Here is a 24,763-nt window from a genome sequence, read left to right on the forward strand (position 1 = left end):
TGCATCTTTATTTAAGATTCCGTTGTCACTTTACTTTCCTCAACTCGATATTTCCCCCGACTGATCGCATTAAGATGTTAGCCCCTCCACCATTTATTTTCCCGGTCGCACTATTTTTTGAAATATCCTTTGCGTTTAAAGCGGAGATATTAAAATCCGAATGTACCTCAGCAAATTCTGTCCGAAGTGTTACGTCGGCTTTAGAATTTAAAGGTAAGTTCAAAGTTATCGCGCCCCCAACATTGCTTAAAGCTAATGGGCTTTCTTTTTTTACCGAGGTCATATCAACGGTGATATTGCCGTTTTTTGTATTGGCCAATACCGAGCCATCTATAGCTGACATGGTAATATTCCCGGCTATTATGGAAACTTCGTGATTGCCATCCACTTTTTCTACCCTGATCTCCCCCGCAGTTAAGACTTTCAAAACAACTGAAAAATTCTGGGGGACCTTGATGATCAAATTCATGATCCTGGGCTTTTCCACCTTGATTTTTACAACGTTGTCTTGCCGGGAAACATTAAGCGCTTTACCCTGGCCGTCTTTTGCTTCGCTGTTTGTGGCTGTCGCACCCGCTATCTTGTTGTAATTATTAGGGTAATACGGCCCTGTAGCACTGATTATCACCTCCCTTCCGCTATAGCCTATCACTTTTATTGTTCCGTTAAAAAGCTCTACATCCAGTTTTCCGGCTTTCAAAGGGTCGGATAATTTAATGGTCAATTCCTCTTTGTTCTGGCTCTTTACTGATTTGAAGCAAAATAACGCCAGCCATATCATCACTACTATTTTCATGTTCCTGCTAATTTGTAATATTAGATCGTTTCCAGTTGTCTTACGGTTTGTTCCAGTTTTTTCCTGATCATATCATTAGTAACGCTTTCACCATTCAGTAGCTTTTTAAAAGATTTAAGAGACCGTTTCTCCTGTAAGTGTAACATAGCATCAGCCAATGCCACCTGCATCAGTTCTGATTCCTGCCTGACAATGGAATTAACCAGACCCTTGCGAACTTTAGGGTTATCTGCCAATTGCGTTAATGCGTCCAGCGTGGCCAACCTTACATTTTCGTTAGCATCTGTATTTAGGGTAACGAGCAAGGCATTAATCACTTTGTCATTAACGCTGTTTAATTCATCTGTATAACCAACAGCTTTCATACGTTCTGCGGCAGTCGGGTTTTCCAGCATACTTAGCATTTGTGTTTGCCGTACATCGTTTGGATTTTGGCTGAGTTTTGCGTCAGAATTGTTTTGTGTTTTCAAAAAAACATAAGAGATCATCGCTCCAAAACCTACTAACAATATAGCATATACCCAGTTGTATTGCTGCTTATACCTAAACAGGTCGGTAACTGAATTCCAAATGCTTTCTATTTTATGCACCTGCTCCAGTTCAAAAGTCTTTAGCATCGCCTGAAAATCATTTTTAACAGATGGATCCATCTCAGGCACTGTCCGCAGATCCAATCCCTCCCACACCTGTTTTACTTCGCTAAATTTGGTAGCAAAAGAAGGCGACGAATTTAGTAAGTCATCTACTTCCCGTCGTTCTGTATCTGACAAACGGTCTTGTAAATAATCTAATATCTTGAGTTCAATTCCTATATCTTCCATAGCGTTATTGTTTATTGTACATCTTTTTTAACTCTTGTATGGCCCGGTATACCTTTACTTTAATATTGCCTTCGGTGGTTTTCAATATAGCGGCTATCTCGCTATAGGGTAATTCCTGATATTTGCTCATTATCAGTACTTCGCGTTGGTCGGCAGGCATTTTAGCTATTGTACTTCCCAATTGTTTTCTTTCCTCATGCTGTTCAAGGTTGCTCTCTATTTCGTGGTTAGCAAATTACGCTGTCCAGTCGGCGCCGAGGTTCTCCAGGAAGACGTGTACACCCAGAGGGTCCAGTAACATGCCTTGTTCGCGGAAGACATAAAACCGCACAAGCGTGGCCACGAAATAACTCATGAATACCAGTATGATACTCCCCAGATAAGCGGCCATCGGTTTTCCTTTACGCAGCGCGATGCAAAACTGTATGGCGGTGGCAAAAAAAGCATTTGGCAGGGTAAAGTAGGCGAAAGAAGTCAGGTAAGCTGCCGGCCGGAACGGCCCGATCACTTCAGGCTGCCTGCCCGGCACATAAACGCCGAGCAGGCCACCAACGGGTATGGCCAGCAGGATCAGCAGATTGATCGCTAATGCAGCGCCGAATTTCCCAAACAGATAAGACCTCGTATCAATACCGGTGGTGTAGACCAGCGAATGCATCCTGGTCTGTACATCCCTTGCGGCTGCATCACCCGCCACAGCGGCGGCTATAACCAGCCACAGGATGCCCGCGACTGCCTCCGTTTTTACGATCAGGTAAGGTGAATTGACAAACAGCGTATGATAAAGCGCGTCTTCCAGGGAACTATCCCGTGTAAGCAGGAACGCAATTAATAGCAATACGCCAAAAAATAATCAGGTATATGGCTTGCGCAGCTGGTAGCGCAGCTCGAACAAAAATCTAGCTTTAAGCTGCATCTCCTGCCCTCCTTTTTCCATAGTGGCCGGCCATAGTCGTGAAATAAACGTCTTCCAGGCTGGACTCAACCGCCTCAAAACCGGCGCCCGGCTGCCCGTTTGCATAGACGTGCACCACCGTGCGGCCGCTGAACAATTTAGTGGATATCACCGGGTATTGCGCCTCCACTTCAGCCAAGCTATGTTTGTCAATGACCTTGCGCCAGACCTTTCCCTTGATCTCCGCAATGGCCTGTTGAGGATCGCCCTCAAGTAAGATCTGCCCCTTATTGATAATGGCCATCCGGGTGCACAGCTCCGCCACATCCTCGACGATGTGGGTAGAAAGTATGACTACGCTGTTTTCGCCCAGCTCACTGAGCAGGTTCAGGAACCTGACGCGTTCCGCAGGATCAAGACCTGCCGTAGGTTCGTCCACAATCAGCAATTGCGGGTCTCCTAACAGTGCGACCGCGACGCCGAAGCGCTGGCGCATGCCGCCTGAATACCCGCCCAATTTTTGCTTGCGGACATCCCAGAGATTGGTTTTCTTCAGCAAAGCTTCCGTGATCTCACGCCGGGCTGCACGGCCGGTAATCCCTTTTAAAATGGCAAAATGATCCAGCAGATCATATGCCCTGGCACCGGGATATACCCCGAACTCCTGTGGCAGGTAGCCCAGCGTTCTACGTAACAGGTCTTTCTCCAGCAAAATGTCCAGATCGCCAGCGTGATGCTGCCCTGGTTAGGTTCCTGCAAAGTAGCCGATGTTCGCATTAGGGTAGATTTTCCGGCGCCATTCGGGCCTAACAGGCCATACATACCTTGCGGAATAGTAAGTGATATATCGTTGAGCGCCGGGACACCGTTGGCATAGGTTTTCGACAGGTTGCGGATGCGCAGGGCATTTTGAAGGTTATCCATTTCTTTCATTGTTCGTATTTTCATTAAGCTCAGAATACAAGGCATTACACCTCATTGTCTTACTATTCTATGTAAAAGAACTGTCAGGATCAACGCAGCAAAAAGCGATATGCCGTTGCTGTAAACTAATCGACCAAACCCTGGTTTTGATCGCCTGGAGCTTCCAGGGGTCAGATCGCGGTATTCGTAGACCGATCAGGTCAACTCGTCGAGTAGCTAACCCGGGAAGGGTGAAAAAAATATCTTTGTTTATGGAACGGATCAAAAAGCTGTTCGTGCTCATTCATATCGTTGTGTGGATGCTATTCAGCGCGTTCGTAACCCTTCAATTAAAAGAGGACAAAAGTTTTCATTGGCTGAACGCGACCCTTGTTTTCCTACTGACCGACCTATATGTTTTTTACAGCCACTTTTTTTTGCTGACCCGGTACGGTGGTAAGCGTAAACGGAAGGATTATTTCCTCCGCCTGACAGGGGTCGTCCTAACCGGGCCATTTGTCTTTGCGCTGCTTCATTATGCCGACCGCAAAGCGGACCACTTGTTCTATGAGTACTACGGCATGGCATTGTTCACCATCGTACCTATCTTTATTTTCCTGGGCTGGTTAGCAAGGGTAACAGAAAACCTGGTACTGAATACGATCAGGAAAGAGCAATTAGAAAAGCAAGCCGTTGAAGCCGAACTGTATTATTTAAAATCACAAATCAATCCGCATTTTTTGTTCAATACTCTAAACAACATCCATACGCTTGTTTACAAGCAAGCTCCGGCCGCGCCCGAAGCGGTCATGCGCCTGGCCTCGCTGATGCGGTATATGATCTATGAGTCTAATGCACAGTTAGTGCCACTTTCGAGAGAGATCGATTACCTGAAGATTATATAAATCTGCAACAACTGCGGTACAAAAAAAACGCGGTGGTCGATCTGGCAATCAAAGGGGATATGAATTCCTGCAGCGTAGCCCCGCTCCTGTTCATACATTTAATTGAGAACGCTTATAAACATAGTCCTGCCCGACTGGAGCCGGCTGATATTAAGGTCAGCATAGCCGTTAATGAAAAATCCCTTACCTTCGATATCGGGAACCCGATCAATAAACAACCGGGTAACAACCTTGAGGGGCCAGGCGGCATCGGTTTGCAGAATGTCCGCAAAAGGCTGGCCTTGCTTTACCCGGACCAGCATAAGCTGGAGATCGATGGCTCGGGTGAAACATTTAATATCAGCCTAACCATCAGTGGACCTCAGTTAAAGGCACATGAGTGAAAAATTGACCTGCTATATCATCGACGACGAGTACCTGGCTCAGGAAATACTGGAAGCGTACATCGCCAAAGTTCCTTTCCTGGAGCTGAAAGGTACGTTCCTGAGTCCCCTGGAAGCAGCCGGTCAGTTAGCGCAGGAAAACCCGATCTGCTTTTCCTCGACATCAATATGCCGGACCTGGATGGGCTGAGCTTTATTCCTATGCTGAAATACAAGCCAATGATCATTCTCACAACAGCTTATGATCGATACGCTCTGAAAGCTTACGAACTGGAAGTAAAGGACTATCTGGTGAAGCCATTTCCGTTCGAAAAATTTTATCAAGTGGTGCTGCGCCTTTACCAGGAGCGAAACACCAGGGCGTTATCCCTCGGGGAAAATGAGACCGTGAAGATCAAAAATGAACCGGAGTACCTGTTCCTGAAGGTGGGCCATCGCATTCAAAAAATTGCGGTCGGGGATATTCTTTTTGTAGAAGCCATGAAGGATTATCTGCGGATCCATATGGTTAAAGAAAAAGTCATGGCCCTGTTGAGCTTTGCTAAACTGGAAGAATTGCTGCCAGCGGCCAATTTTGTGCGGGTGCACCGGTCTTTCATGGTTGCCGTCAACAAGATCGACCACATAGAAAAAAACAGGATCAAAATTGGAGAACATATCATTCCTGTCAGTAGTAGTTACGCTGACGCATTTTATGGAAAATTGAAAGGACTTTAAACATCATTGAACAAACCTATTGCGTTGTTTGGAAACAAATGGCTTAGGTACTAAACTGGTTACACCGTATAAAAAATCTAAGTTTGTTACAGTGTGACAAAGAAGGAATCAACCTGTCCGGGTAGACTATCGTCTGGCAATACAAGAGTACCACCTGATTATAGTAAATTGTGAAATCGTTGCGATTGTGGATTTAACTTTTAAGGGCTGGCTGTTAATAATTAAGAACATAATTATACCAAGTGCCTATTCGAGCCGTAGCAACGTCCTTACCATCCGCAGCTTGTCCGCTCAGCACACAGTTCTATAACATCCTCGCCAACGACTTCTTCGCCCCCGACAAAAAAAGAACACACTTTTGGTACAGTTTGGAGATCAGCATTTTACACCGAGCTAACTTTGCAAGATGAAAAAACTCATGGTCTTCTATACGATCATTTTTTTACATCGCAGTTGTTTGCCTCATCGAAAACAGGTTTTACTAATTCTTTACCCGAGATCATTTACCGGCTTTTTTCGGGGTCAGCGCTTGAGATCTCTTTGATTCTGAGATGATGATAATAGCAAATGTTATTCTCCCTTTTCCAAGTCCAAAAGCGCAACGTAAATATCCGATAAGAATAAGCCCACTCTACTTTGCTCCTGTAAATTTCGTATAAAGGCTTTGGCTGGAATCCATAGTTTGTTTGATAAACGTCGACAATCTCTAAAAACAAGCTTTTTAATTCCCTTTCCCGGTCCAAGGTGAAGTCTCCAGCATTGACTTTGTATACCTTTAAATTGAAAAATAATCGTTAATGCGATCGGGGTAATATTTAGATATTGTACTGAAAATCTTTCTGTAATTAAGCACCGTTGTCTTATCGCATTCCAATTTTATGGCAAGCGCTTTGGCTGACGTAGTAGCACCGGAGATGTAATCTTTTCTGATGCCGTCAACGACATTTTTCGAAATTCCGGTCATGTTGCTAATTATTTAATCAGCAGTGAGTTAATAAAGCTGATGAAGAGTTGCGGAAGCGATTAATTACGGCGATCGCATTTGCATAATCCATATCCTCCTCGAATCCAGCAGATCTTTAATAGAAGCACCGCAGTTAAAATGCAACAAAGGCGGAACCAAAAGTAAATTCGGTTTCCGCCTTGCCATCAAACAACCTATCAAAAACTTTTATTTTTCAATTATCCTTACATTAACATGCGAAGGATATTGCGGGCTAAAGAAAACCCGGTGCGTAGCCTTTTGAAAATCAGCCTCAGTGGCTTTATAGATGTTTACAAATTTCTGTGGGTTCCTGTCCGATAGCGGGAACCAGGTGCTTTGTATCTGTATCATGATTTTATGCCCTTTTAAAAAAGTATGATTGGCATCTTCCATATCAAACTTAACCTCGGTAACCTTTCCCGGTATCATGGGTTCGGGTTTCGAAAAACTATTGCGGTATTTCGCCCGCATTACTTCGCCCCGTATCATCATCTGGAAGCCGCCCATTTGCGCCGCCGGATTCATCATACTGTTATTGGGCGCATCGTTCGGGTAAACGTCTATTAGTTTTACAATAAAATCAGCATCGGTACCGGTAGTGGTGACAAACAGGTCGGCTGCTACGTTGCCCGCGATGGTAACATCTTTATCTAAAACGGGGCTTTCATAAGTCAGTACATCCGGTCGGGTGGAAGCGAACCGCTGATCCTCTACCATAAACTCGCTGCCTCTTATTGCCCGTATTTCGGCTGTGTAGGGCACCGGCTTGTTTGGATCGCTCATGTATTCGTCAAAAGCTTTAGCGACGGCCATTGGTTTACTAAACGCCAATTTACCCCCGGACTGTAAATACATGGCTACCGGTTTTGATTCGGGAGCCGGCCAGCTGGTATATTGTTTCCAAACATTGGTCCCTGTTTCAAAAACGTAAACGTTAGGCAGTTTAGGGTCAGGCGCATCCTTCAGGTAACGCATAAAAAAAGGGAACTCGATTTTTTCGCGGTAATAAACACCGGTTTTTTGCCCCATTACCATATTGCCCAGACTCTCTCCATCACCACGGGCAAAACCGCCGTGGTACCAAGGGCCCATAACCATGATGTTACGATCTTTGTGGCCGCCTTTTTCAATGCTTGCATATACTTTTAAAGGTCCATACTGATCTTCCTGATCAAAGAAGCCACCTACTGTCATCACCGCCGGTCCAATGTTTTTTAAATGCGGCTCGGGCGTGCGACTTTGCCAGTAATGATCATAATTATCATGCAGCATCATCGAGTCCCAGAGCGCGTTGGTGTGGTGGAAGATCTTTTCATTATAGTTCTTCAACGGACCGATACCCAAATGGAATTTATAACCATCAGGTGTACCATATGCCGAAAAACCCGGAGAATTTACTGTGGTAGGTTTTGGCCTCACTACACCAAAAGACGAAAGAAAGGCAAAGGTACCCATTTGCTGAAATGCACCATTGTGGTGGCGGTCATCCCCCATAAACCAGTTGGTTACCGGCGCCTGCGGCGATACAGCTTTTAAAGCAGGGTGCGCATCTATAGCCGTCATGGTAGCATAAAATCCGGGCGCAGAAATACCCCATGTACCCACTTTACCATTGTTGTGCGGAAGGTTTTTGATCATCCAGTCAATTGCATCGTAGGTATCAGAGCTTTCATCAACATCTTTATTTGATTTTTTATTGGCAATATGGGGTCTTGTAGCGGTAAAATCGCCTTCCGAAAGAAACCTGCCGCGCGCATCCTGATAAACAAATATGAAGCCTTCGCGCATAAAAAGCGCCGATGGGCCTATAGCGGTTTTATATTCCGCTCCGTATGGCGCTGAACCATATGGTGAACGGCTCATCATAATGGGATAACTTTTGGTGCTGTCTTTAGGCATATAAATAGAAGTAAACAGCTTAGCGCCGTCGCGCATGGGCACCATTATCTCCATCTTTTTATAATTGTTACGCACGTAGGCCGAATCTACTTTATTTACCGCTCTTGCCGGGTTTGCCCCTGCGGGGCTGCGCTGCGCTTGCAGCGAGGTGATTAAGCACAGTACCGCCAAGGGAAGTACTGCGATAAATTTAAGCCAGCCATATCGCGGTGAGGTATTTAAATTTTTCATAATAACATTGGGTTTAAAATGTAAACGCTCCAAATTATTTGGCATACCCGGGATGCATCTTTTTCAAGTGCGCCTCCATCACTTTTATCAGCTCGCCATTGGTATAGTTACGGTAGCTGTGGCCTCCCCTGTCGCCATACGTAATGGTACCACCATAAGCCGGATTGCTTGTTTTCACCAGGAAATCTTCCATATGGTATACCCCAAAATTCAGGAAGAAATCGTCATAGCGACCGGCTATGATGTTTAGCTTACCAACCAGTTTAGGACCAACAGTGGCCCAGTTTTTTTGCAGGTAAACACGCATATCCCAGTTGTCTATCCAGTATTTGGCTATCGATCTATCCATTTCCCCGGTGGCCTTATTAAATAATGGCTTGAAATAGCCATCGGCCCCGACAGGGCCAAATACCGAACTCCAGATATCCAGTTGGCCCCCTGAACGGCCTTTAGTGCCGTTAACCAACTCCATAATGTTGCGCTGCTCTGATGTTAAGCGGGCATCGCCTGTGGTTGACCAGCGGGTATTAATTGTAGGCACTTTATACCACTCGTATATTTTGTAAAAAGCATTGGTATCATCGTACACATTAATGCCCTCCACGTTATGAAAATCTAATGGATCTGGCGAGTATGACCATGTGCCGCCATAAAACTCAGGATACAGGCATTGTAATGCAAATGATTCCCAGCCGCCTGTAGAGCCCCCTGTTAGTAAACGGGCCCAGCCTTCGGGTATGGCACGGAATTGCTTTTCAATTAAGGGAATCAATTCCTCATGTATCGCGTCGCCAAACGGACCGTTATTAGGAGTATTAACAGCGTAAGAGTCGTCAAAATATGGCGTTGGATGCTGAATAGTTATGCCAATCATAGCCGGGAAATCCTTCGATGTCCACACTTTATAAAACTCGTTGGCTGGGTCATCCTTAAATCTGAACGGCGGCGCAGTTGAAAAGTGTCCCTGTGCATAAACCGTAGGGTATTTTTTAGTTGGATTTTCATCATAACCGTTAGGCAATAAAATTGTAGCGCCTATAAAGATTGGATGTCCCCAAAATTTGGTCAGCTTTTCGCTTTGAATTTTGATGTGCTTTACAAATTTACTATCAGGTATAGGTGGTATAGGTGGTATTACTTTATCAGCAGCTAATGACACTACGGGCGCCGTGCCTTTGTTGATAGACACTTTCATCACCTTGCTGTAGATGTTACCTGGTGAGGTTTGCCATTTCTGGCCCTCCCATTGGTCCATATGCATCCAAACTGTGTGACCGTCAGAACGTTTAAACTCAGTGTATTTGCTTATTACAGCCTGTATAAAATAATCACCCGGCGGGATATCCGCCATTTTATTAACCGGATAACCCAGTATTGAATTATTAAAAGTCACCTCTCTCCCGGGTGCCAATTTATCAACATCAATACCAAAAAACTGCGTGCCATAGCGGCCCACCTGCAAGCGCGGTTCAATAGTATCGGCATAAGAAACTATCAGGAACATACGCCCTGAAATAGCCTCTTTACTGGCCGATGACGCAAAAGACAGCTTAAAAGTGGGGGTTTTAGCCCCCGCTTTTGTTTGCGCTTTAGCAGCCGAAAAACCGGCTACTATTAACAACGCTATCGAAAATAATTTAAGTTTCATTTTTAATATGCTTTAATTGATTAATTATTGCGGATTCTTTAAGTCCCATTGCACCTCAGCAAACGGGCGTATCATTTGAGTGTATACTTTCGCAGTTGGCAAATCATTTGGCAACTGGGCCAGCCTGTCGTAGCGGCGCATGTCAAACCAGCGGTGGCCCTCATAAAACAATGAGTAGCGGCGTTGGTTAAGCATTTCATCTATCAGCAGGGCCTTGTCCGCAATGATAGCAGGTTTTGCTGTAGCAATTGGCGGCAGACCAGCAGATGCCCGGATAGCATCCAATGCCTTAATGCCTTCGGCAAAGTCATTCGTTTGTATCTTAGCTTCAGCATAAATCAGTATCAATTCCTCATTGCGCATAATTGATATTGGGGCGGTATTGTTAGGATACATATAAACATCATACTCTCCTATTAACCCAGCAAATGATCTTGCGCTGGTTCTTTTCGCCACTTTTGCGTTTGCGCCAAATACCCGGGTATCACCGGCTTCAGCCTGGGTAATAAACAGGTTCTGCGCAACAACAGGGCTTGCTATGTCATTCTTCACCTTAAAGGTTGGGTTTGTCATATCTCCGGATGTTGTTGAATACGTAAACACGGGGCCGGTTGTAATTGAGCCTGCTACTACAAGGAAAGATCCGTTCAGTGCAGTAAGCGCTCCATTCCAGTCCTTTTGATAAATAGCCACTTCGGCAGCTACAGCGCGATTAAATCTTTTAAAAGTTGCAGGAGTTGAAAAACCGGCCCAGCCACTTGTCATGCTAAAGGCAAAGGCAGTTCCTCCGCCATCCAATTGAGTAGCGCCCAGATCAAGCAGGCGTTTAATTTCGGTAAGCGCTGCATCATAAGATACGAAGGGGCCTGGCTTAAGTAAATCGCCGGGTGCAGCCAAATCGGTAAAGTTAATACGTATACCGTTTTGATATTGCATGTTCAGGTTTTTTAACATTGCCCAGGCCTGTACAGTATTACAAAAGCCGCGGATGCTGTTCTTCTGAATTTCTGATATGGTGGAGGTGTTAGTTGCCGACCGTTGAAATAACTCCGCTCTTCTGCGGGTTTGCGAAAAATCGCTGTATGAGCCGTTAAAACCGGTATTGTTATTAAACCCGCCATTGGTTGTACCTAACAATTCTGTTACCCAAGTGGTTTCGGTAGAGCTAAGGTTATACACCTCGCGACCGATGGACCCGGCAACCAGGCGCAGGTTAGAAAAGCCGTTTCGCATGGTTGATTGTACACCTATGCCTAACTGATCTAACTGCGCTGCTGAAGCATTTGTTAATACCGTTTCAACTGAAGGCGAGTTAGGATCTATTATTTGCTTGGTTTCAAAAATACTACAGGCTTGTAGCATGAGTATTGTCCCGGTAAGCAAAATCGATGTTTTTATTTTAAAGTGTTTCATGTTTCAGTTCTTTAATAATTAAATTAAAATCCAAGTGCTAAGTGAAAGAAAATACGTTTGCTGCTTGGGTACGGAGTATTATCAACACTTGCACCAACCGACTGGTTACCAAAATTTGATACTTCGGGGTTGTAGCCATAATAGTTAGTAACAGTGAACAGATTGGTTGCAGAAGCGCCGATACGCATACTCTGAACAGAATTGTGCAACTTGCTGACAAGGAACACTTTAGGAACAGAATAATAAATTGAAACCTCTCTTAGCCGCCAGTAACTTGCGTCCTGAATAAACTCGCGGGCAGTAACTCCCGGATTACTTGGGTTTCTGGCCTTTCCGTTTGGAACACCAGGCATTCCCCACAAGTTATCAACCACGCTCCAGTCGACAGTTGTTCCACCAACGTCTTTTTGTTTGCGGGTAAGGTTAGAGTTAAAGTTACCGTAGCTTCTGTGCAACAGGAACGAAAACTCAAAGTTTTTAAAGAAAGTTAAGTTGTTTTGCCAAGATGCCTGGTACTTCGGTTGCGCATCCTCGTATTGCGTTGACTGTAGTACACCGTCTGCATCCGCAACGTTTGGTGTGCCGTACCATGCTGTCGGCGATGAACCCACCCTTAACTGATTACGGCCATAAATACTAAAGCCACTACCTACTATAGAGTTTGGAATAGTTAAACGTGTTACTTTGGTGCGGTTATACCAGTATTGCAGGCCGGTTGTCCACACAAAGTTAGTACTTTTAACAGGTGTAGCGCCCAAACTTAATTCCATGCCCGTATTCTGCAAGTCGCCAACCGGGTAAGCATTGAACTGCGTAACACCTGTACCCGAGGATATAGTATAAGGGTTAAGCAGGTTATAAACATTCTTAACGTAGTAAGTAGCCTCTAACGTTATTTTATTGTTAAAAAAGCCCAGGTCTATTCCTGTTTCAATTTCCTGAGCTGTTTCCGGCTCAATAGCGGCATTACCTACGGTTGTAGGCGTTATTGTTCCTAATTTACCGTCAATAATAGTAGTACCAAGCGGATTAAATGTAGCGCCATAGTTTGGCACGCCACCGGTACGCCCAAAGGCTGCCCTTACCTTCATCTGGCTAATTGGTTCAAATTTCCAAAAATCAAATTTTGTAAGGTTAACGGCAAGTGATGCCCGCGGGAACGTATAATATTTGTTATAGTTGATACCATTCAAATTTGATTTATCAAAACGTATACCTACAGTACCAACTACCTTATCTTCCCAGTTAAACTCCTGCTGACCAACAAAGCCTATATCGGTCCATTGCTGAAAAGTTTCGCTTGCCGATCTAACGGTGGCGTTATTTGGGTTGCGTTGCTTTGGTAATAAACCCTCGCCTTGTATCCAGCTAAAATCATTATTGGTTGAAAGCTTAACAAAGCCGACCTGAGTGGTCATATCAATATTTTTAAACAGTTTCCAGTTGTCGATTAAAAAAGCCTGGTAATTGGTGTTGAAACTTCTGTTTTTAGAATAGCGAGAAGCACCCGGATTAGGTTTGGTTTTTTGCGATTGAAGGTCTTCTGGCATGTAAACCTCTGCTTCGGTCAATACAAAATCCACACCGCCCGAAAAAGTAAATTTCAAAACATTGTTAGGCTTTCTAAGCAAAAACATATTTGAGCTGAACGACTGTATTATGCGGTTGGTGGTTTCGGTATTTACAGCCCGGCCCGAAATTGCAACCGGGCTGTCAGCGGTATATCTCGAATCAGGATAAACACCGTCTACAGGCAATAATTGCGCATAATTAGGTGTGTAGGCTAACGTATAGGGAACGGATACTCCGCGGTTGTCATTACCGCTAAAGCCGCGTTGGTTGCCTGTATTAAGGTAGTTTGACCCTATTGAAAATGTCCAGAACTTGGTTAAAGTTTGATCCAAATTCAATTTAACTGATCTACGCTGAAATCCCGTGCGCTTTTCAATACCCGTTTCGTCGTTTAAACCCGCCGATAAATAAAATTTGGTTTTGTCGGTACCGCCCGAAATGCTCAGGCTGGTATTACTGATGTGGCCAATGTTACCGTAAATGTATTTTTCATAGTCAGTTATTTTGCCATCTGTTGTAGCCTGCCGCCATAAGTCTATCTGTGTTTTTTGGCTCGCAGGCATTGCAGGGTCGCTATATTCGTAATGATTGCCATTTCCAAAAACATAGTCAAATTTAGTTTGGCCCTGCGGCCCAAGCGGATCAAGGCTCCAATCAGATGAACCTAACAGCTTGGCAACTGACGAAAATCCATAGTCCTGATTAATATTTACACGCGTTTGGCCAATTCTACCTTTTTTAGTTGTTATAATAACAACACCCGCGTTAGCTCGTGTACCGTAAATGGCACCGGCACTTGGGCCTTTTAACACATCAATTGACTCGATATCCGCCGGATTAATGTCAGACAGGCGGTTTGTAACTTGATCTTGGTTGGCGCCCGCACCGCTAAATGGACCGGCACCTGCACCGGTAGCAAACTGAGAATTGTTTACAAACACACCATCTATAACATACAAGGGCTCTGAACTGCCTATAATTGACGAGATACCACGCAGTTTAATAGAGATACCACCACCCGGTGCACCGCTATTGGCCACAATATTGGCACCTATAACCTTACCGCTCATGGCACCATCAATAGTAACGGGCGGTGCAGAACCGGTAAGTTCCTTTGAAGTAAGGTGCGTAACAGCATTGGCCGCGTTACTGCGTTTAACAGTAGTTGCCAAACCTGATACCACTACTTCAGACAATGACGATTCCTCTTGTTCCAGTGTAACCGTAAATGCTGTAGCTCCCGTGGTAGCGATTTCGCGGCTTTTGTAGCCTATAAACGACACCTGAATAATAGCATCGTCCGGTATGTTATTCAGTTCAAACTGACCGTTCATATCGGTAGCAGCTATTAGTTGCGACCCTCTAACTTTAACTGTTGCGCCCGGCAGGGCTTCGCCTTTCTCATCCTGAACTTTTCCTTTTATATTCTTAGGCGGAAGCGCCTGTATTTTTTCGGGCGCGGACTTTTTTTCGTTAATTATTATCGTATTATTCTCTATCTGATAACTGAATGGCTGATCTTTAAATACCAAATTTAAAGCTTCAGTAACTGGTTTGTTCTCAATACTTACCGTAACAGGCTTTGCTTTTTGAACTTCGTTATATTTGTATAGGATGAAATAACCACTTTGCTGTTCAATAGTTAACAATGCTTTTTCCAAGGGGATATTCTTTCCGGATAGGGTTATCTTTTGAGAATACACCTTGGCGCTTAGCTGCATGCATGAAATTAGAATAATAAACAGCGTTAACTTCATAATAATAAACACTTTGGAGGGAAAGAGCCGTAAAGTACTACGCCCTTTACAGAGAAAATTTAATTGCATATCTTTGCAAGGTTTGAGTGAATAAATATGATTCTGTCTTGGATCGTTTTGGCCTGCTCATTTTATTATTACCGGAAGTGTTGGTAGCGCTTTCGGTATTTTTTTTGAATGGCTATTTTGGGGTTGGATAACTATCTCTTCATAAGCAATTTCTTTTTTTCAGGGGTTAATAGATTTTTGTTAGCTAGGGCAGTACTATAATTTTTTTTCCTTCAATTTTAAAATGAACATGCTCCAATTCAAGTACGTGCAGTATTTGTGATATGTTTTCACTTCTGCCTATCTTTCCTACAAACTCATCATAGGGCATATCGCCTTCATATACTACTTCAACATCATACCATCGGGAGATCTGGCGCATGATATGTTTAATGTCGACCCGGCTAAATTTAAAATATCCGTTTTTCCAGGCCATGGCTTCGTCAATGTTGGCAGGCTTAACCGTAATCCCCCCTTTGCTGGCCACAACAGCCTGATCGCCGGGCCTTAGGATACTGATATTATTATGTTCACTTATTTTTACAGATCCTTCCAACAAAGTCGTTTTTATATTCTCCTCATCCGCGTAGGCCATTACATTAAAATGGGTGCCTAATACTTCAATGCTTTGGTTACCCGCCACAACGTGGAAAGGCTTGCTTTTATCTTTAGCCACTTCAAAATAAGCCTCACCTGTAATCGCTACTTTACGCTCGTTGCCTACAAAAGCAGTAGGATAATTTATGGACGATGCAGAATTAAGCCATACGTTTGTGCCATCAGGCAGGGTCAACTTGTATTGCCCCCCGCGCGGTGTGGTCATCGTATTATAAAGCACTTTATCAGCAGGGCCCGATGCTTCATTGTAAACGAGTTGTCCGTTGGCCAATTTAACGATACTCGTATTGCCCTGCCTGGCAAGTGTGCCGTTTTCGGCATCATTCAAAACAATAGTTGAGCCATCCTGCAAGGTTAGTACAGCCTTGTTCCCGCCCGGAGCAATGCTTGTTCTTTTACTATCAACACGTGCTAGTTGCTGCGGCTTACGCGGTTTGTAGTAGCTATACCACCCTTCAAACACTAATAACGCAACTATAATAACCGCTGTTATTTGAACGATCAACGGGCGATGCGAAACTGAATGCGTACTTGTCTCTTGCTGAAACGCCTCTTCATCTGCTATTTTGCTCAACAAGTCATTAAACGCGGCATCGAAAGACTTTTTTGGGTAATGCAACTGCTGATCTTCCGCAAGTGAATAGTTTTTCAGCTTATCCGCTATGAGTTCCCGTAGCGCTTCTTCATTGCCATCAACTAAAAACCGTTTAAGCAATAAGTTGACCTCTTGCTTTGAACATCTGTTATTCAAATAGCGCTGAAATACATCCCTAAGAATCTGATCGTCTTCCAATTTTCCGACATTTTATTATAATACGATCAGCAATTAAATTACATCGGCTCTCGATTCAAAAAAAATTAAAATAGAGGCAATTATTATCAATATCATCAAGTATTGCCATAATTGCTATGGTTTTTCGAATAGCATGGTACTGCAAGCAATGAGCTAACTGACGTTTGTAGCCAACAGGAAAAACTTACGGACTGCCTTAGTGGCTTTAACAATATGCTCATTAATAGTAGAGATGGAGATCCCCAACGAGTGACTTACTTCCTGGTAGCTCTTGCCATCTATCTTGCAGAGTTTATAGATCTCTTTTCGTCGCGGTGGCAAGTTTTCTATGGCCTGATTGACCAACAGGCTGCTTTCTTTAAAGTAGATATAACGTTCGACGTTGTTGACTTCGCCTGAAGCTACCATCGCCAAATGACTTTCCCGTTTTCTGTTCAGGGCGGCTCTGCGGAAGAAATCGTATACCAGATTTTCGGAAATTTTAAAGAGATAGGCTTTGAATGATCTTTCAGGATCAAGGTTTTGCCTGTTCAGCCATATTTTGACAAACAATTCCTGCAATATCTCCTCGGCACCTTCATCAGATTTTATCATTTTTAAAATATTGTGATATAATCTGACCCTATAATTGTGATAAAGCTGCCCAAAAGCGGACTTATCGCCCTCTTTCAGCAGCAAAACCAATTCCTTTTCAGTTAATGTTAAATAATTTTCAGAAATACCGCTCACCATGGAAATTATTATACTCAAATATATCCCATTTTAAGCGTATTTAAAATAATTGCAATCAATTCAATAAATAAATGTTAAAACATTAATTAATTTAGAGAATTATTGAAAATAAAATAGCGAAATCGTTATTAAAAAAGACAATATTGCCAATATCGTAATGCAATACCTACTTATTCGTCTGTATTTTTTTGATTAAATTGAAGATCCACTTCATTTGAGACTTAGATTACCCTTTCCACACGCGGAGCTGTGAACCGTAGTCTGCGAATTATTAATATAGGCTTAGCCCCCTGTCAAAAAAATAAAAAAAACTACCAATGAACAATTAAAGACCAAATACCTTAGCGCACTAAAAGCTTAACACTAAACCGACTCGAACCGGGCCGTAAAATGCCTTAGGTAAGGTGTCTGGTAAATGACCCTCATTCTCCGTATATAGTAAAAAATAAAACGTGGTACTCCTTAAAGTACTCCTTTTTATTTGGGCTCATATGAATGATTTGTGACAATAGCAGAAATAAAAAAGGCTCTAAATCGTTGATTTAGAGCCTTTTGATAACCTTTGATATAGGTCTTGGCGGTGAGGGAGGGATTCGAACCCTCGGTACAGTTTCCCGTACGTCAGTTTAGCAAACTGATCCTTTCGGCCTCTCAGGCACCTCACCTTTATTAATAAACACCCTTTTTTCAGGGACTGCAAATATAGTAATTAGCGTAAGTCGGCAAAAAAAAATTTCAGGTATTAATTTATAACGCTGTTTATAAGGCAATAAAAATATCCGCAGCCTGCAAATGAGCCATTTTTAATAGTTGATACGCACATGATAAATGCTCATCAGCATGCGTTTAAATATGGTTTTAATGGTCTCAAGGTCTTTCAAAGTAATATTGCTGTCGTTAAGCTGATCCTGATCAAGCTTATACTTAACAATCCGGTCAACCAGGTTGTTAATAGATGTTTCATCCGGTTGTTTTAGCGATCGCGAAGCAGCTTCAATCGAATCTGCAAGCATCAACACACCCGTTTCCTTTGAAAATGGTATAGGGCCCGGATACCTGAAGGTATTTTCGTCAACTATCTTCTCAGGGAAATTTTTCAGGAACGATTGGTAAAAATAATCTACCCTTGTATTACCGTGGTGGGTGCGTATAAAATCAATAACAATATCGGGGATATTGGCTTTTTGCGCCATCTCAATACCGCGGCTCACGTGCCTTATTATAACCTGTGCGCTCTCCTCATAAGGCAACTTATCATGCGGATTAAAAACCGAGTTTTGGTTTTCAATAAAAAACAACGGGTTATCCATTTTACCTATATCATGGTAAAGCGCCCCTGCCCTAACCAGCAAAGCGTTGCCACCAATAGCATAAATGGCGTTCTCGGCAAGATTGGCCACCTGTAGCGAATGCTGAAATGTGCCGGGAGCGGTAAATGCCATTTCGCGCAGCAATGGAGCATTGGTATTGGTAAGCTCAATAAGGGTGATATCAGAAGTGATAGAAAATATTCGCTCAAACAAATAAATAAGCGGGTAAGCCAATAACGTTAATAACACGCTAACTATAAATGGCACAAAACTTACCCAGTCCAGGTTTACTATGGTGCCCTCCTTAATAAGCGAAATACCTAAAAAGGCCATAAAGTAAGTAACCATTATAATTACTGCCGAAATAAGGAACTGTTCGCGGCGGGCCAGGTGTTTTATGCTGTAAATAGATACCATGCCCGCGGTTATTTCAAAATAGGCAAACTCAAAGCTGTTGGGCACAAAAAAGCCGGCCATAAGCACCACAAGCATGTGTATATTAAGTGCAAGGCGGGTATCAAATAATATGCGGATAATAATAGGTACTATACAATAAGGTATATAATACATATTAGGCAGCTCAAACTTTATAGCCATTGACAGCGTGAAAAGCATAGCCGTTATTACCAATAATATAACACCAACCAGCCGGTTGTCGTCAAAAATATCCCTCCTGAACAAATAGAGGAAAACCATTAACAACACTATGGCTATTGATACCAGCACAAACTGACCCGCTAACACCAGTTTAGGGCTACCCTTTATACGGGCGTTATCTTCGAAAGCTTTTTTATATGATTGCAGTTTCTGATAAATATCATCATTAACAACGGATCCCCTGGTAACAATCACCTCCCCTTTTTGCACCATGCCATTGCTTATTGACAGGTCTGCAAGGGCATCATTCTCTATATTTAAGGTTAGTCTGTGATCGTAAATGATATTATTCTGAATACGTGTTTGCAGCAGGTCCAGCAGAAACGCTTTGTCCAGATCAGTGCGCTGGTTTAGTAATTCATCGCAAAATTTCAGAGCACTTTCGCGGGTAAACAATTCGGCGGTATTTTTCTCGGTACCTATGTTTTTATCCAGCACGGTAATGGTATACCCTTGCACGTTCTGCATATACTTGGTATTTAAGGTTAAAATACCCCTGGTGTAAACCGTGTTAAGCAGATCAACCCCGGTTGCTATATATTTATTTTTTTTATCATTACCGATGTTTGCGCTATGCCATTTTATCTCCAGATCAACCTTAAAACCGGCTATTTGCTGCTGTGCCATACCTGCATTAAACTGGTAAACCGGCTTAACGTTAGCTAATGCAGCCTTGTTATCCTTCTCAAGTTCTTGCTGGGTTTTTAATATGGCAAAGTTATATGGCGATACCAGGTCCTTCTGGTTCCAAATGCGCCCTTTCTCAATTTCGTAGCTAAACTTAACCTGCTTTGGCAAGGTAAATACTATAACTACTGTACTTACCACAACCATTAAATACTTAATGTTTCGGGCGTATTTACGCAAAGCGGCTTTTTGGCGCGAAGTAGAAAATTTAGCCATTTAATGTTTTGAGCACTCAAAAATAACTAATTTTTAACTACATGTAAGTTTTTCTTGCTTTTATCATTTCAATTTTGATATCTTTATGATATCATTTTAAAATCATAAAATCATGAATACTGAAAAAATCCTAAATCCCCCGTCAGGTTATTTAACCCTTGTTGTTTTTCTGTTATTGCTGGGAGCTACCGGCTTTTGTATAGTACATCAAAACTTTATAACAGCTGTTATTATTGGCCTGTTAGACTTTATACTGGTACTGCCAGGACTGATAATTGTTAATCCTAATGAATCAAAAGTTTTAATACTATTTGGCAAGTATGTTGGCACAGTAAAGCAAGACGGCTTTTTTTGGGTGAATCCTTTAACTATTAAAAAGAAGGTATCGTTAAAAGCATTTAACCTTAATGGGCAACAATTAAAGGTAAACGACAAGCACGGTAACCCTATTGAAATAGCCGCAGTAATTGTTTGGCGCATAAAAGACACGGCAAAAGCCTTGTTTGCTGTTGAAAACTACCTGCAATATGTAAATATTCAAAGCGAAGCTGCCGTGCGGCATTTAGCCAACTCTTTTGCTTACGACAATATGGACGACGAAAACGAGCAGATAACACTAAGCAACGGAGCTGAACAAGTAAGTTTATTGTTAGAGAAAGAACTGAATGAACGCCTTGAACCGGCCGGTATTGAAGTTTTAGAAGCGCGTATATCGCACCTGGCTTACGCACCCGAAATTGCGCATACTATGCTACAACGGCAACAGGCTTCTGCAATAATATCTGCCCGCAGACTGATAGTGGAAGGCGCAGTTGGCATGGTAGAAATGGCATTGCAAAAATTGTCTGAAAAAAATATTGTTGAACTGGACGAAGAACGAAAAGCTGCTATGGTGAGCAATCTGTTAGTTGTGCTTTGCGGCGATAAGGCAGTAAATCCGATAGTAAATACAGGTACTTTATATCATTAATTTATGAGCATATACAGACAAATAGACCAGCTGCGCTCAAATGAACTTACCGTGTTACGTAGCGGATTTTGGATGCCCGACTATTTATTGAGCGACGGCCAGTTTAACTATGGCAGATTGAGCAGGGATTCGCTTTCAGTAAGCCAGAGGACTATTGAAATAGCTGATAACACTTTTACATTGCGAAGGGCAGGGATTTTCAGCAGGGAAACATTGATATTAAAAAACGGGGAAGTAATTGGTAAAACTACACGTAACATATGGAGGTACACAAACAACATCGAATTAAACAACGGTTTTAAAACTTCGTTTGTGCGTACCCCCGGGGCAGGCTTGTTTACAAGTAAAATGAGTTGGATGGCTGGTGATAAAGAGTTGATAAACATATCCGGAAGGTTTAGCTTTTCCCGCCCTATGGTAGTTTCTATAACAGACCCCACCATTATTAAACAAGCCGATAATCTGCTCTTAATGGCATTTATAGGTATTAATTTAAGATTGCTTAGACAAGCGCGGGCCGCCGCTGCGTAGGGTGTTGTTGTATGGAATATCAAAACTTAACACACATAAATAAGCTAAAAACCAATGAGCTTTGGATAGTGCAGCCCAAGTGGTACAAATCAAATTATGAACTTACCGATAACGCTTTTGTGTACGCAAAAATTTATAATCAAGGCTTTTGGCAAGGCACTACCCTATTTGAAACCGCTGATGAGGTATTAAGCATAAAAAAGTTTTGGACCGGCAGCTTTGAAATTACAAACGCTGAAGGAAGTTTTTTAGGGACAGTTACAAGGAAAACATTGAGCAGTACTGTAACGCTTACCTTAAACAATGGGCGCACTTTTATTTACAGCGCACCCTCTATATGGAAATCCGAATATGTTTGGACGGATGAATATAACAATGAATTATTAAGGATGGATTTTGGATCATTTTCTGGAAAAGTTTCTTTAAGTTTTGCTAAAAGGGCAGCCGAAATTCCAAATTTTTCTGCGTTAGTATTTTTGGCATTTAAATTAAAAATGGAAAACGCTGGACATGGCTGAAAAAAAGGCATTTGTATTACGTGTAAACCCTGATATGCTGAAAGAAATTGAGGCATGGGCCGAGTGCGAATTTAGAAGCACCAACGGACAGATAGAATTCCTGCTGCAGCAGGCTTTGCACGCACGTAAGAAAACCGCGAAGGTTAAGAAGCCGTCTTAAAAAAATAATTTGAGGGTGTAAACCCCTATCAGTATTAACAACCATATAAGTAAACCTTTTAAGGGCCAGGGTGATCCAAACTGTTGCAAAAGTGTTGCTTATCTGTTGCAAAACTGTTGCTAAAGTGTTGCATAAAGCGGCAAAAAAGCACCAATTTCTGGTTTTTACAGGATACTGATAATGAACCTCTTACAATCAATCCACAGCTAATTTCCCTGACAAATAAGTTATTGCAAGATCTTGAAATTAAAAATTTACAAGAATCTGATATTCAATTTATTAACAATAATCATGTGCTGTTATTTTTCTATAACGCATATTTTTTGCAACACCTCCATTTTTAACTGTGCAGGCGTTTTTCAAATATTTCATTTAGCTTTACATTAACATATGATACTACCAAAGCAAGTTGTTATTGTAGCCGCCACCCGCACACCGATAGGAAGTTTCGGCGGTGTGCTGTCATCGTTTACTGCAACGCAACTGGGTGGTTTGGCAATAGCTTCGGCTATTGAAAAAGCAGGTGTATCGCCAACACAAATTCAGGAAGTATTTATGGGGAATGTATTGTCGGCCAACCTGGGCCAGGCACCGGCAACACAAGCAGCAATTTATGCGGGTCTGCCCTACCTGCCAGCTACAACTGTTAACAAAGTTTGCGCATCGGGCATGAAAGCGGTAATGCTGGCGGCACAAAGCATAGCCCTTGGCCAAAATGAAACAGTAATAGCCGGGGGCATGGAAAGCATGAGCAATGTGCCCTACTATCTTGATAAGGCCCGCACCGGCTACCGTTTAGGCAACGGACAATTAACCGATGGCTTGCTCAAAGATGGTTTATGGGACGTATATAATGATTATCACATGGCATCAGCGGCTGAGCTATGTGCAACCGAATGTAATATAAGTCGCGATGAGCAGGATGCTTATGCCAAAGAATCATACAAGCGGGCTCTAAAGGCACAAACCGAAGGCAAATTCAATAAGGAGATAACCCCTGTAGAACTCAAAGACAAATCAGGCGGTAGTACCTTCTTATCAGAAGACGAAGAACCTAAAAAGGTAAAGTTTGATAAGATAGCGTCCTTGAAAGCCACTTTTAAAAAAGATGGCACCATAACAGCAGCCAACGCCTCTACCTTAAATGACGGCGCAGCGGCGCTGGTGTTAATGAGTGAAGACAAAGCAGCAGAATTAGGTTTGAAACCACTGGCTCGCATCATATCCTACGCAGACGCCCAGCAAGCACCAGAGTGGTTTACTACAGCGCCGTCAAAAGCGTTGCCGTTGGCTTTGCACCGTGCAGGCTTAACAACAGCCGACATTGATTTTTTTGAGATAAACGAAGCATTCTCTGTAGTGGCTATTGCCAACAACCAACAAATGGCTTTAGATGAGGCAAAAGTTAACGTTAACGGTGGCGCTGTATCGCTCGGGCATCCGCTGGGCGCGTCGGGTGCGCGTATTTTAGTTACTTTACTTCATGTGCTGCAACAAAACAACGGCAAATACGGTGCTGCCGGCATCTGCAATGGCGGTGGCGGGGCAAGTGCAATTGTTTTCGAAAATTTACGTTAAAGCACAATATAAACAGTTATAAATAGTGATAAAACGGCTCTATATTACCCTGTTAGCGACATTTACTTTTTACAACAGCTTTGCACAGTTTCAGCAAAAGGATTTGGCAATGCTAAATACTTACCAAGATAGCCTGAATAGTTTAGGCAGCAACTTCATTAACAACCCCGACGAACTTGCACGCAAAAATGCCAACTATACCTTTATAAAAACATTGGTAAGTGCACTTAAAGCGCAAAATTCCTTCCTTTATAAATTCGATTCGCTAAAAGCTGTTAGCATACTTAACTCACCGGATAACCGTTTCCGCATCTTCAGCTGGCATATAGCTAACGATGATGGCAGCTACCGCTTTTATGGCGCCATACAAATGAATACAGGAGGAGCTTTGAAACTCTATCCGCTGGACGATTATTCCCCACTAATTACACACCCGGAAGATACCGTTACTGATAACACTAAGTGGTACGGTGCGCAATATTACACCATTATACCCGTACAGGGAGCCATTCCGCATTATGTTTTGTTAGGATGGAAAGGCTATACCGACCGGTCGACCAAAAAAGTAATAGATGTATTATCATTTAAAAACGATAAACCGGTATTAGGTTTACCTGTTTTTGTCGCTAAAGATAAACGGCGCAGTCGTGTTGTTTTTCAATACACCCGCCAGGCATCAATGCTGCTGCGATACGTGCCAAGCGAGAATCTGATCGTTTTTGACAATTTAGTTCCACCTGATAAAAAACTGAAAGATCAACCCGATACTTACGGTCCCGATCTGTCCTACAACGGTTATCGTCTTAAAAACGGACGCTGGGAGCTTGCTGAAAACCTGGATATGCGCAACGTTCCCAACGAAAGCGATGCTGCTTTTATAGACCCCGGTCAGTTACCTGCTCCAAAGCTGGAAGTCAAACCTATCGTAAAAAAGCCTATACAATAGTTTTAAAAGCAAACAATTTGTTAAATTGAGAGGAAATTTTTTTTCACGATATAAATAGTATTTTCGTCCCATTA

General features: G+C 42.7%; 24 protein-coding genes and 1 tRNA gene. 10 read left to right on the forward strand and 15 right to left on the reverse strand.

Features of this window, described 5'->3' with window-relative positions; genetic code table 11:
* Positions 1–25: 25 nt before the first annotated feature.
* The 6 genes from ACVW2L_RS09400 to ACVW2L_RS09425 form a co-directional block, all read right to left on the reverse strand.
* On the reverse strand, positions 26–817 hold the full coding sequence (locus ACVW2L_RS09400) for a DUF4097 family beta strand repeat-containing protein (protein ID WP_457130192.1): 792 nt from the start codon (positions 815–817) through the stop codon (positions 26–28).
* Entirely contained in the window at positions 817–1,617 is an 801-nt protein-coding gene (locus tag ACVW2L_RS09405; RefSeq protein WP_457127521.1) for a hypothetical protein, read from the reverse strand. Before ACVW2L_RS09405 ends, ACVW2L_RS09400 begins: the two co-directional genes overlap by 1 nt.
* Before the next feature lie 4 nt (positions 1,618–1,621).
* Complete coding sequence (locus ACVW2L_RS09410; RefSeq protein WP_457130193.1) at positions 1,622–1,837, reverse strand: RNA polymerase sigma factor; 216 nt, start codon at positions 1,835–1,837, stop codon at positions 1,622–1,624.
* Between the two features lie 15 nt (positions 1,838–1,852).
* Entirely contained in the window at positions 1,853–2,455 is a 603-nt protein-coding gene (locus ACVW2L_RS09415; protein WP_457127705.1) for a hypothetical protein, read from the reverse strand.
* Positions 2,456–2,522: 67 nt separating this feature from the next.
* The gene (locus ACVW2L_RS09420; RefSeq protein WP_457127706.1) at positions 2,523–3,224 is read right to left on the reverse strand and encodes an ATP-binding cassette domain-containing protein; all 702 of its coding nucleotides are present in this window, start codon (positions 3,222–3,224) and stop codon (positions 2,523–2,525) included.
* The gene (locus ACVW2L_RS09425) at positions 3,116–3,460 is read right to left on the reverse strand and encodes an ATP-binding cassette domain-containing protein (RefSeq protein WP_457127707.1); all 345 of its coding nucleotides are present in this window, start codon (positions 3,458–3,460) and stop codon (positions 3,116–3,118) included. The genes ACVW2L_RS09420 and ACVW2L_RS09425 overlap by 109 nt, the downstream gene beginning before the upstream one ends.
* 206 nt (positions 3,461–3,666) lie before the next feature.
* Between ACVW2L_RS09425 and ACVW2L_RS09430 the strand changes: the two genes are divergently transcribed.
* From ACVW2L_RS09430 to ACVW2L_RS09445, 4 genes are read left to right on the forward strand one after another with little or no spacing between them, the layout of a single operon-like run.
* Complete coding sequence (locus ACVW2L_RS09430) at positions 3,667–4,320, forward strand: histidine kinase (RefSeq protein ID WP_457127708.1); 654 nt, start codon at positions 3,667–3,669, stop codon at positions 4,318–4,320.
* Between the two features lie 59 nt (positions 4,321–4,379).
* Positions 4,380–4,703, forward strand: a complete 324-nt coding sequence (locus tag ACVW2L_RS09435; protein WP_457127709.1) for a hypothetical protein — start codon at positions 4,380–4,382, stop codon at positions 4,701–4,703.
* On the forward strand, positions 4,696–4,893 hold the full coding sequence (locus ACVW2L_RS09440; RefSeq protein WP_457127710.1) for a hypothetical protein: 198 nt from the start codon (positions 4,696–4,698) through the stop codon (positions 4,891–4,893). Before ACVW2L_RS09435 ends, ACVW2L_RS09440 begins: the two co-directional genes overlap by 8 nt.
* On the forward strand, positions 4,872–5,420 hold the full coding sequence (locus tag ACVW2L_RS09445) for a LytR/AlgR family response regulator transcription factor (RefSeq protein ID WP_457127711.1): 549 nt from the start codon (positions 4,872–4,874) through the stop codon (positions 5,418–5,420). The genes ACVW2L_RS09440 and ACVW2L_RS09445 overlap by 22 nt, the downstream gene beginning before the upstream one ends.
* Positions 5,421–6,195: 775 nt before the next feature.
* Here the strand turns inward: ACVW2L_RS09445 and ACVW2L_RS09450 are convergent.
* The 9 genes from ACVW2L_RS09450 to ACVW2L_RS09490 all read right to left on the reverse strand — a co-directional run bounded on the left by ACVW2L_RS09450 (position 6,196) and on the right by ACVW2L_RS09490 (position 19,986).
* The gene (locus ACVW2L_RS09450) at positions 6,196–6,384 is read right to left on the reverse strand and encodes a hypothetical protein (protein ID WP_457127712.1); all 189 of its coding nucleotides are present in this window, start codon (positions 6,382–6,384) and stop codon (positions 6,196–6,198) included.
* A gap of 207 nt (positions 6,385–6,591) precedes the next feature.
* On the reverse strand, positions 6,592–8,535 hold the full coding sequence (locus tag ACVW2L_RS09455) for a CocE/NonD family hydrolase (RefSeq protein ID WP_457127713.1): 1,944 nt from the start codon (positions 8,533–8,535) through the stop codon (positions 6,592–6,594).
* Positions 8,536–8,569: 34 nt separating this feature from the next.
* Complete coding sequence (locus ACVW2L_RS09460) at positions 8,570–10,183, reverse strand: alpha/beta hydrolase-fold protein (protein WP_457127714.1); 1,614 nt, start codon at positions 10,181–10,183, stop codon at positions 8,570–8,572.
* A 24-nt stretch (positions 10,184–10,207) separates the two neighbouring features.
* A complete protein-coding gene (locus tag ACVW2L_RS09465) occupies positions 10,208–11,596 on the reverse strand; it encodes a RagB/SusD family nutrient uptake outer membrane protein (protein WP_457127715.1) in 1,389 nt (462 codons plus the stop codon).
* Positions 11,597–11,619: 23 nt separating this feature from the next.
* Positions 11,620–14,925, reverse strand: coding sequence for a SusC/RagA family TonB-linked outer membrane protein (locus ACVW2L_RS09470; RefSeq protein ID WP_457127716.1), 3,306 nt, complete (start codon positions 14,923–14,925; stop codon positions 11,620–11,622).
* Positions 14,926–15,178: 253 nt separating this feature from the next.
* On the reverse strand, positions 15,179–16,384 hold the full coding sequence (locus tag ACVW2L_RS09475; protein WP_457127717.1) for a FecR family protein: 1,206 nt from the start codon (positions 16,382–16,384) through the stop codon (positions 15,179–15,181).
* A gap of 153 nt (positions 16,385–16,537) precedes the next feature.
* Complete coding sequence (locus tag ACVW2L_RS09480; protein ID WP_457127718.1) at positions 16,538–17,134, reverse strand: RNA polymerase sigma factor; 597 nt, start codon at positions 17,132–17,134, stop codon at positions 16,538–16,540.
* A gap of 557 nt (positions 17,135–17,691) precedes the next feature.
* Positions 17,692–17,781, reverse strand: a tRNA-Ser gene (locus ACVW2L_RS09485).
* A gap of 138 nt (positions 17,782–17,919) precedes the next feature.
* Positions 17,920–19,986, reverse strand: coding sequence for an HD family phosphohydrolase (locus tag ACVW2L_RS09490; protein ID WP_457127719.1), 2,067 nt, complete (start codon positions 19,984–19,986; stop codon positions 17,920–17,922).
* 112 nt (positions 19,987–20,098) lie between these two features.
* Between ACVW2L_RS09490 and ACVW2L_RS09495 the strand changes: the two genes are divergently transcribed.
* The 6 genes from ACVW2L_RS09495 (at position 20,099) to ACVW2L_RS09520 (ending at position 24,689) form a co-directional block, all read left to right on the forward strand.
* A complete protein-coding gene (locus ACVW2L_RS09495) occupies positions 20,099–20,956 on the forward strand; it encodes an SPFH domain-containing protein (protein ID WP_457127720.1) in 858 nt (285 codons plus the stop codon).
* A gap of 3 nt (positions 20,957–20,959) precedes the next feature.
* Positions 20,960–21,487: a hypothetical protein gene (locus ACVW2L_RS09500; protein ID WP_457127721.1), complete on the forward strand. Its 528-nt coding sequence runs from the start codon at positions 20,960–20,962 to the stop codon at positions 21,485–21,487.
* 11 nt (positions 21,488–21,498) lie between these two features.
* Positions 21,499–22,005 carry a hypothetical protein gene (locus ACVW2L_RS09505; RefSeq protein WP_457127722.1) on the forward strand — a complete coding sequence of 169 codons (507 nt, stop codon included), beginning with the start codon at positions 21,499–21,501 and terminating at the stop codon, positions 22,003–22,005.
* Positions 21,998–22,165, forward strand: a complete 168-nt coding sequence (locus ACVW2L_RS09510; RefSeq protein WP_457127723.1) for an Arc family DNA binding domain-containing protein — start codon at positions 21,998–22,000, stop codon at positions 22,163–22,165. Before ACVW2L_RS09505 ends, ACVW2L_RS09510 begins: the two co-directional genes overlap by 8 nt.
* Positions 22,166–22,555: 390 nt before the next feature.
* Complete coding sequence (locus tag ACVW2L_RS09515) at positions 22,556–23,743, forward strand: acetyl-CoA C-acyltransferase (RefSeq protein ID WP_457127724.1); 1,188 nt, start codon at positions 22,556–22,558, stop codon at positions 23,741–23,743.
* Positions 23,744–23,768: 25 nt separating this feature from the next.
* Positions 23,769–24,689, forward strand: a complete 921-nt coding sequence (locus ACVW2L_RS09520; protein WP_457127725.1) for a hypothetical protein — start codon at positions 23,769–23,771, stop codon at positions 24,687–24,689.
* Positions 24,690–24,763: the final 74 nt, after the last annotated feature.

The organism is Mucilaginibacter sp. HD30 (assembly GCF_054061755.1).

Bases quoted from the DNA above. Each gene is read 5' to 3' on its own strand.
- ACVW2L_RS09405 (WP_457127521.1), bottom strand. From the start codon at position 1,617: ATGGAAGATATAGGAATTGAACTCAAGATATTAGATTATTTACAAGAC.
- ACVW2L_RS09425 (WP_457127707.1), bottom strand. From the start codon at position 3,460: ATGAAAATACGAACAATGAAAGAAATGGATAACCTTCAAAATGCCCTG.
- ACVW2L_RS09435 (WP_457127709.1), top strand. From the start codon at position 4,380: ATGAATTCCTGCAGCGTAGCCCCGCTCCTGTTCATACATTTAATTGAG.
- ACVW2L_RS09440 (WP_457127710.1), top strand. From the start codon at position 4,696: ATGAGTGAAAAATTGACCTGCTATATCATCGACGACGAGTACCTGGCT.
- ACVW2L_RS09445 (WP_457127711.1), top strand. From the start codon at position 4,872: ATGCCGGACCTGGATGGGCTGAGCTTTATTCCTATGCTGAAATACAAG.
- ACVW2L_RS09450 (WP_457127712.1), bottom strand. From the start codon at position 6,384: ATGACCGGAATTTCGAAAAATGTCGTTGACGGCATCAGAAAAGATTAC.
- ACVW2L_RS09455 (WP_457127713.1), bottom strand. From the start codon at position 8,535: ATGAAAAATTTAAATACCTCACCGCGATATGGCTGGCTTAAATTTATC.
- ACVW2L_RS09460 (WP_457127714.1), bottom strand. From the start codon at position 10,183: ATGAAACTTAAATTATTTTCGATAGCGTTGTTAATAGTAGCCGGTTTT.
- ACVW2L_RS09465 (WP_457127715.1), bottom strand. From the start codon at position 11,596: ATGAAACACTTTAAAATAAAAACATCGATTTTGCTTACCGGGACAATA.
- ACVW2L_RS09470 (WP_457127716.1), bottom strand. From the start codon at position 14,925: ATGAAGTTAACGCTGTTTATTATTCTAATTTCATGCATGCAGCTAAGC.
- ACVW2L_RS09490 (WP_457127719.1), bottom strand. From the start codon at position 19,986: ATGGCTAAATTTTCTACTTCGCGCCAAAAAGCCGCTTTGCGTAAATAC.
- ACVW2L_RS09495 (WP_457127720.1), top strand. From the start codon at position 20,099: ATGAATACTGAAAAAATCCTAAATCCCCCGTCAGGTTATTTAACCCTT.
- ACVW2L_RS09500 (WP_457127721.1), top strand. From the start codon at position 20,960: ATGAGCATATACAGACAAATAGACCAGCTGCGCTCAAATGAACTTACC.
- ACVW2L_RS09505 (WP_457127722.1), top strand. From the start codon at position 21,499: ATGGAATATCAAAACTTAACACACATAAATAAGCTAAAAACCAATGAG.
- ACVW2L_RS09510 (WP_457127723.1), top strand. From the start codon at position 21,998: ATGGCTGAAAAAAAGGCATTTGTATTACGTGTAAACCCTGATATGCTG.
- ACVW2L_RS09515 (WP_457127724.1), top strand. From the start codon at position 22,556: ATGATACTACCAAAGCAAGTTGTTATTGTAGCCGCCACCCGCACACCG.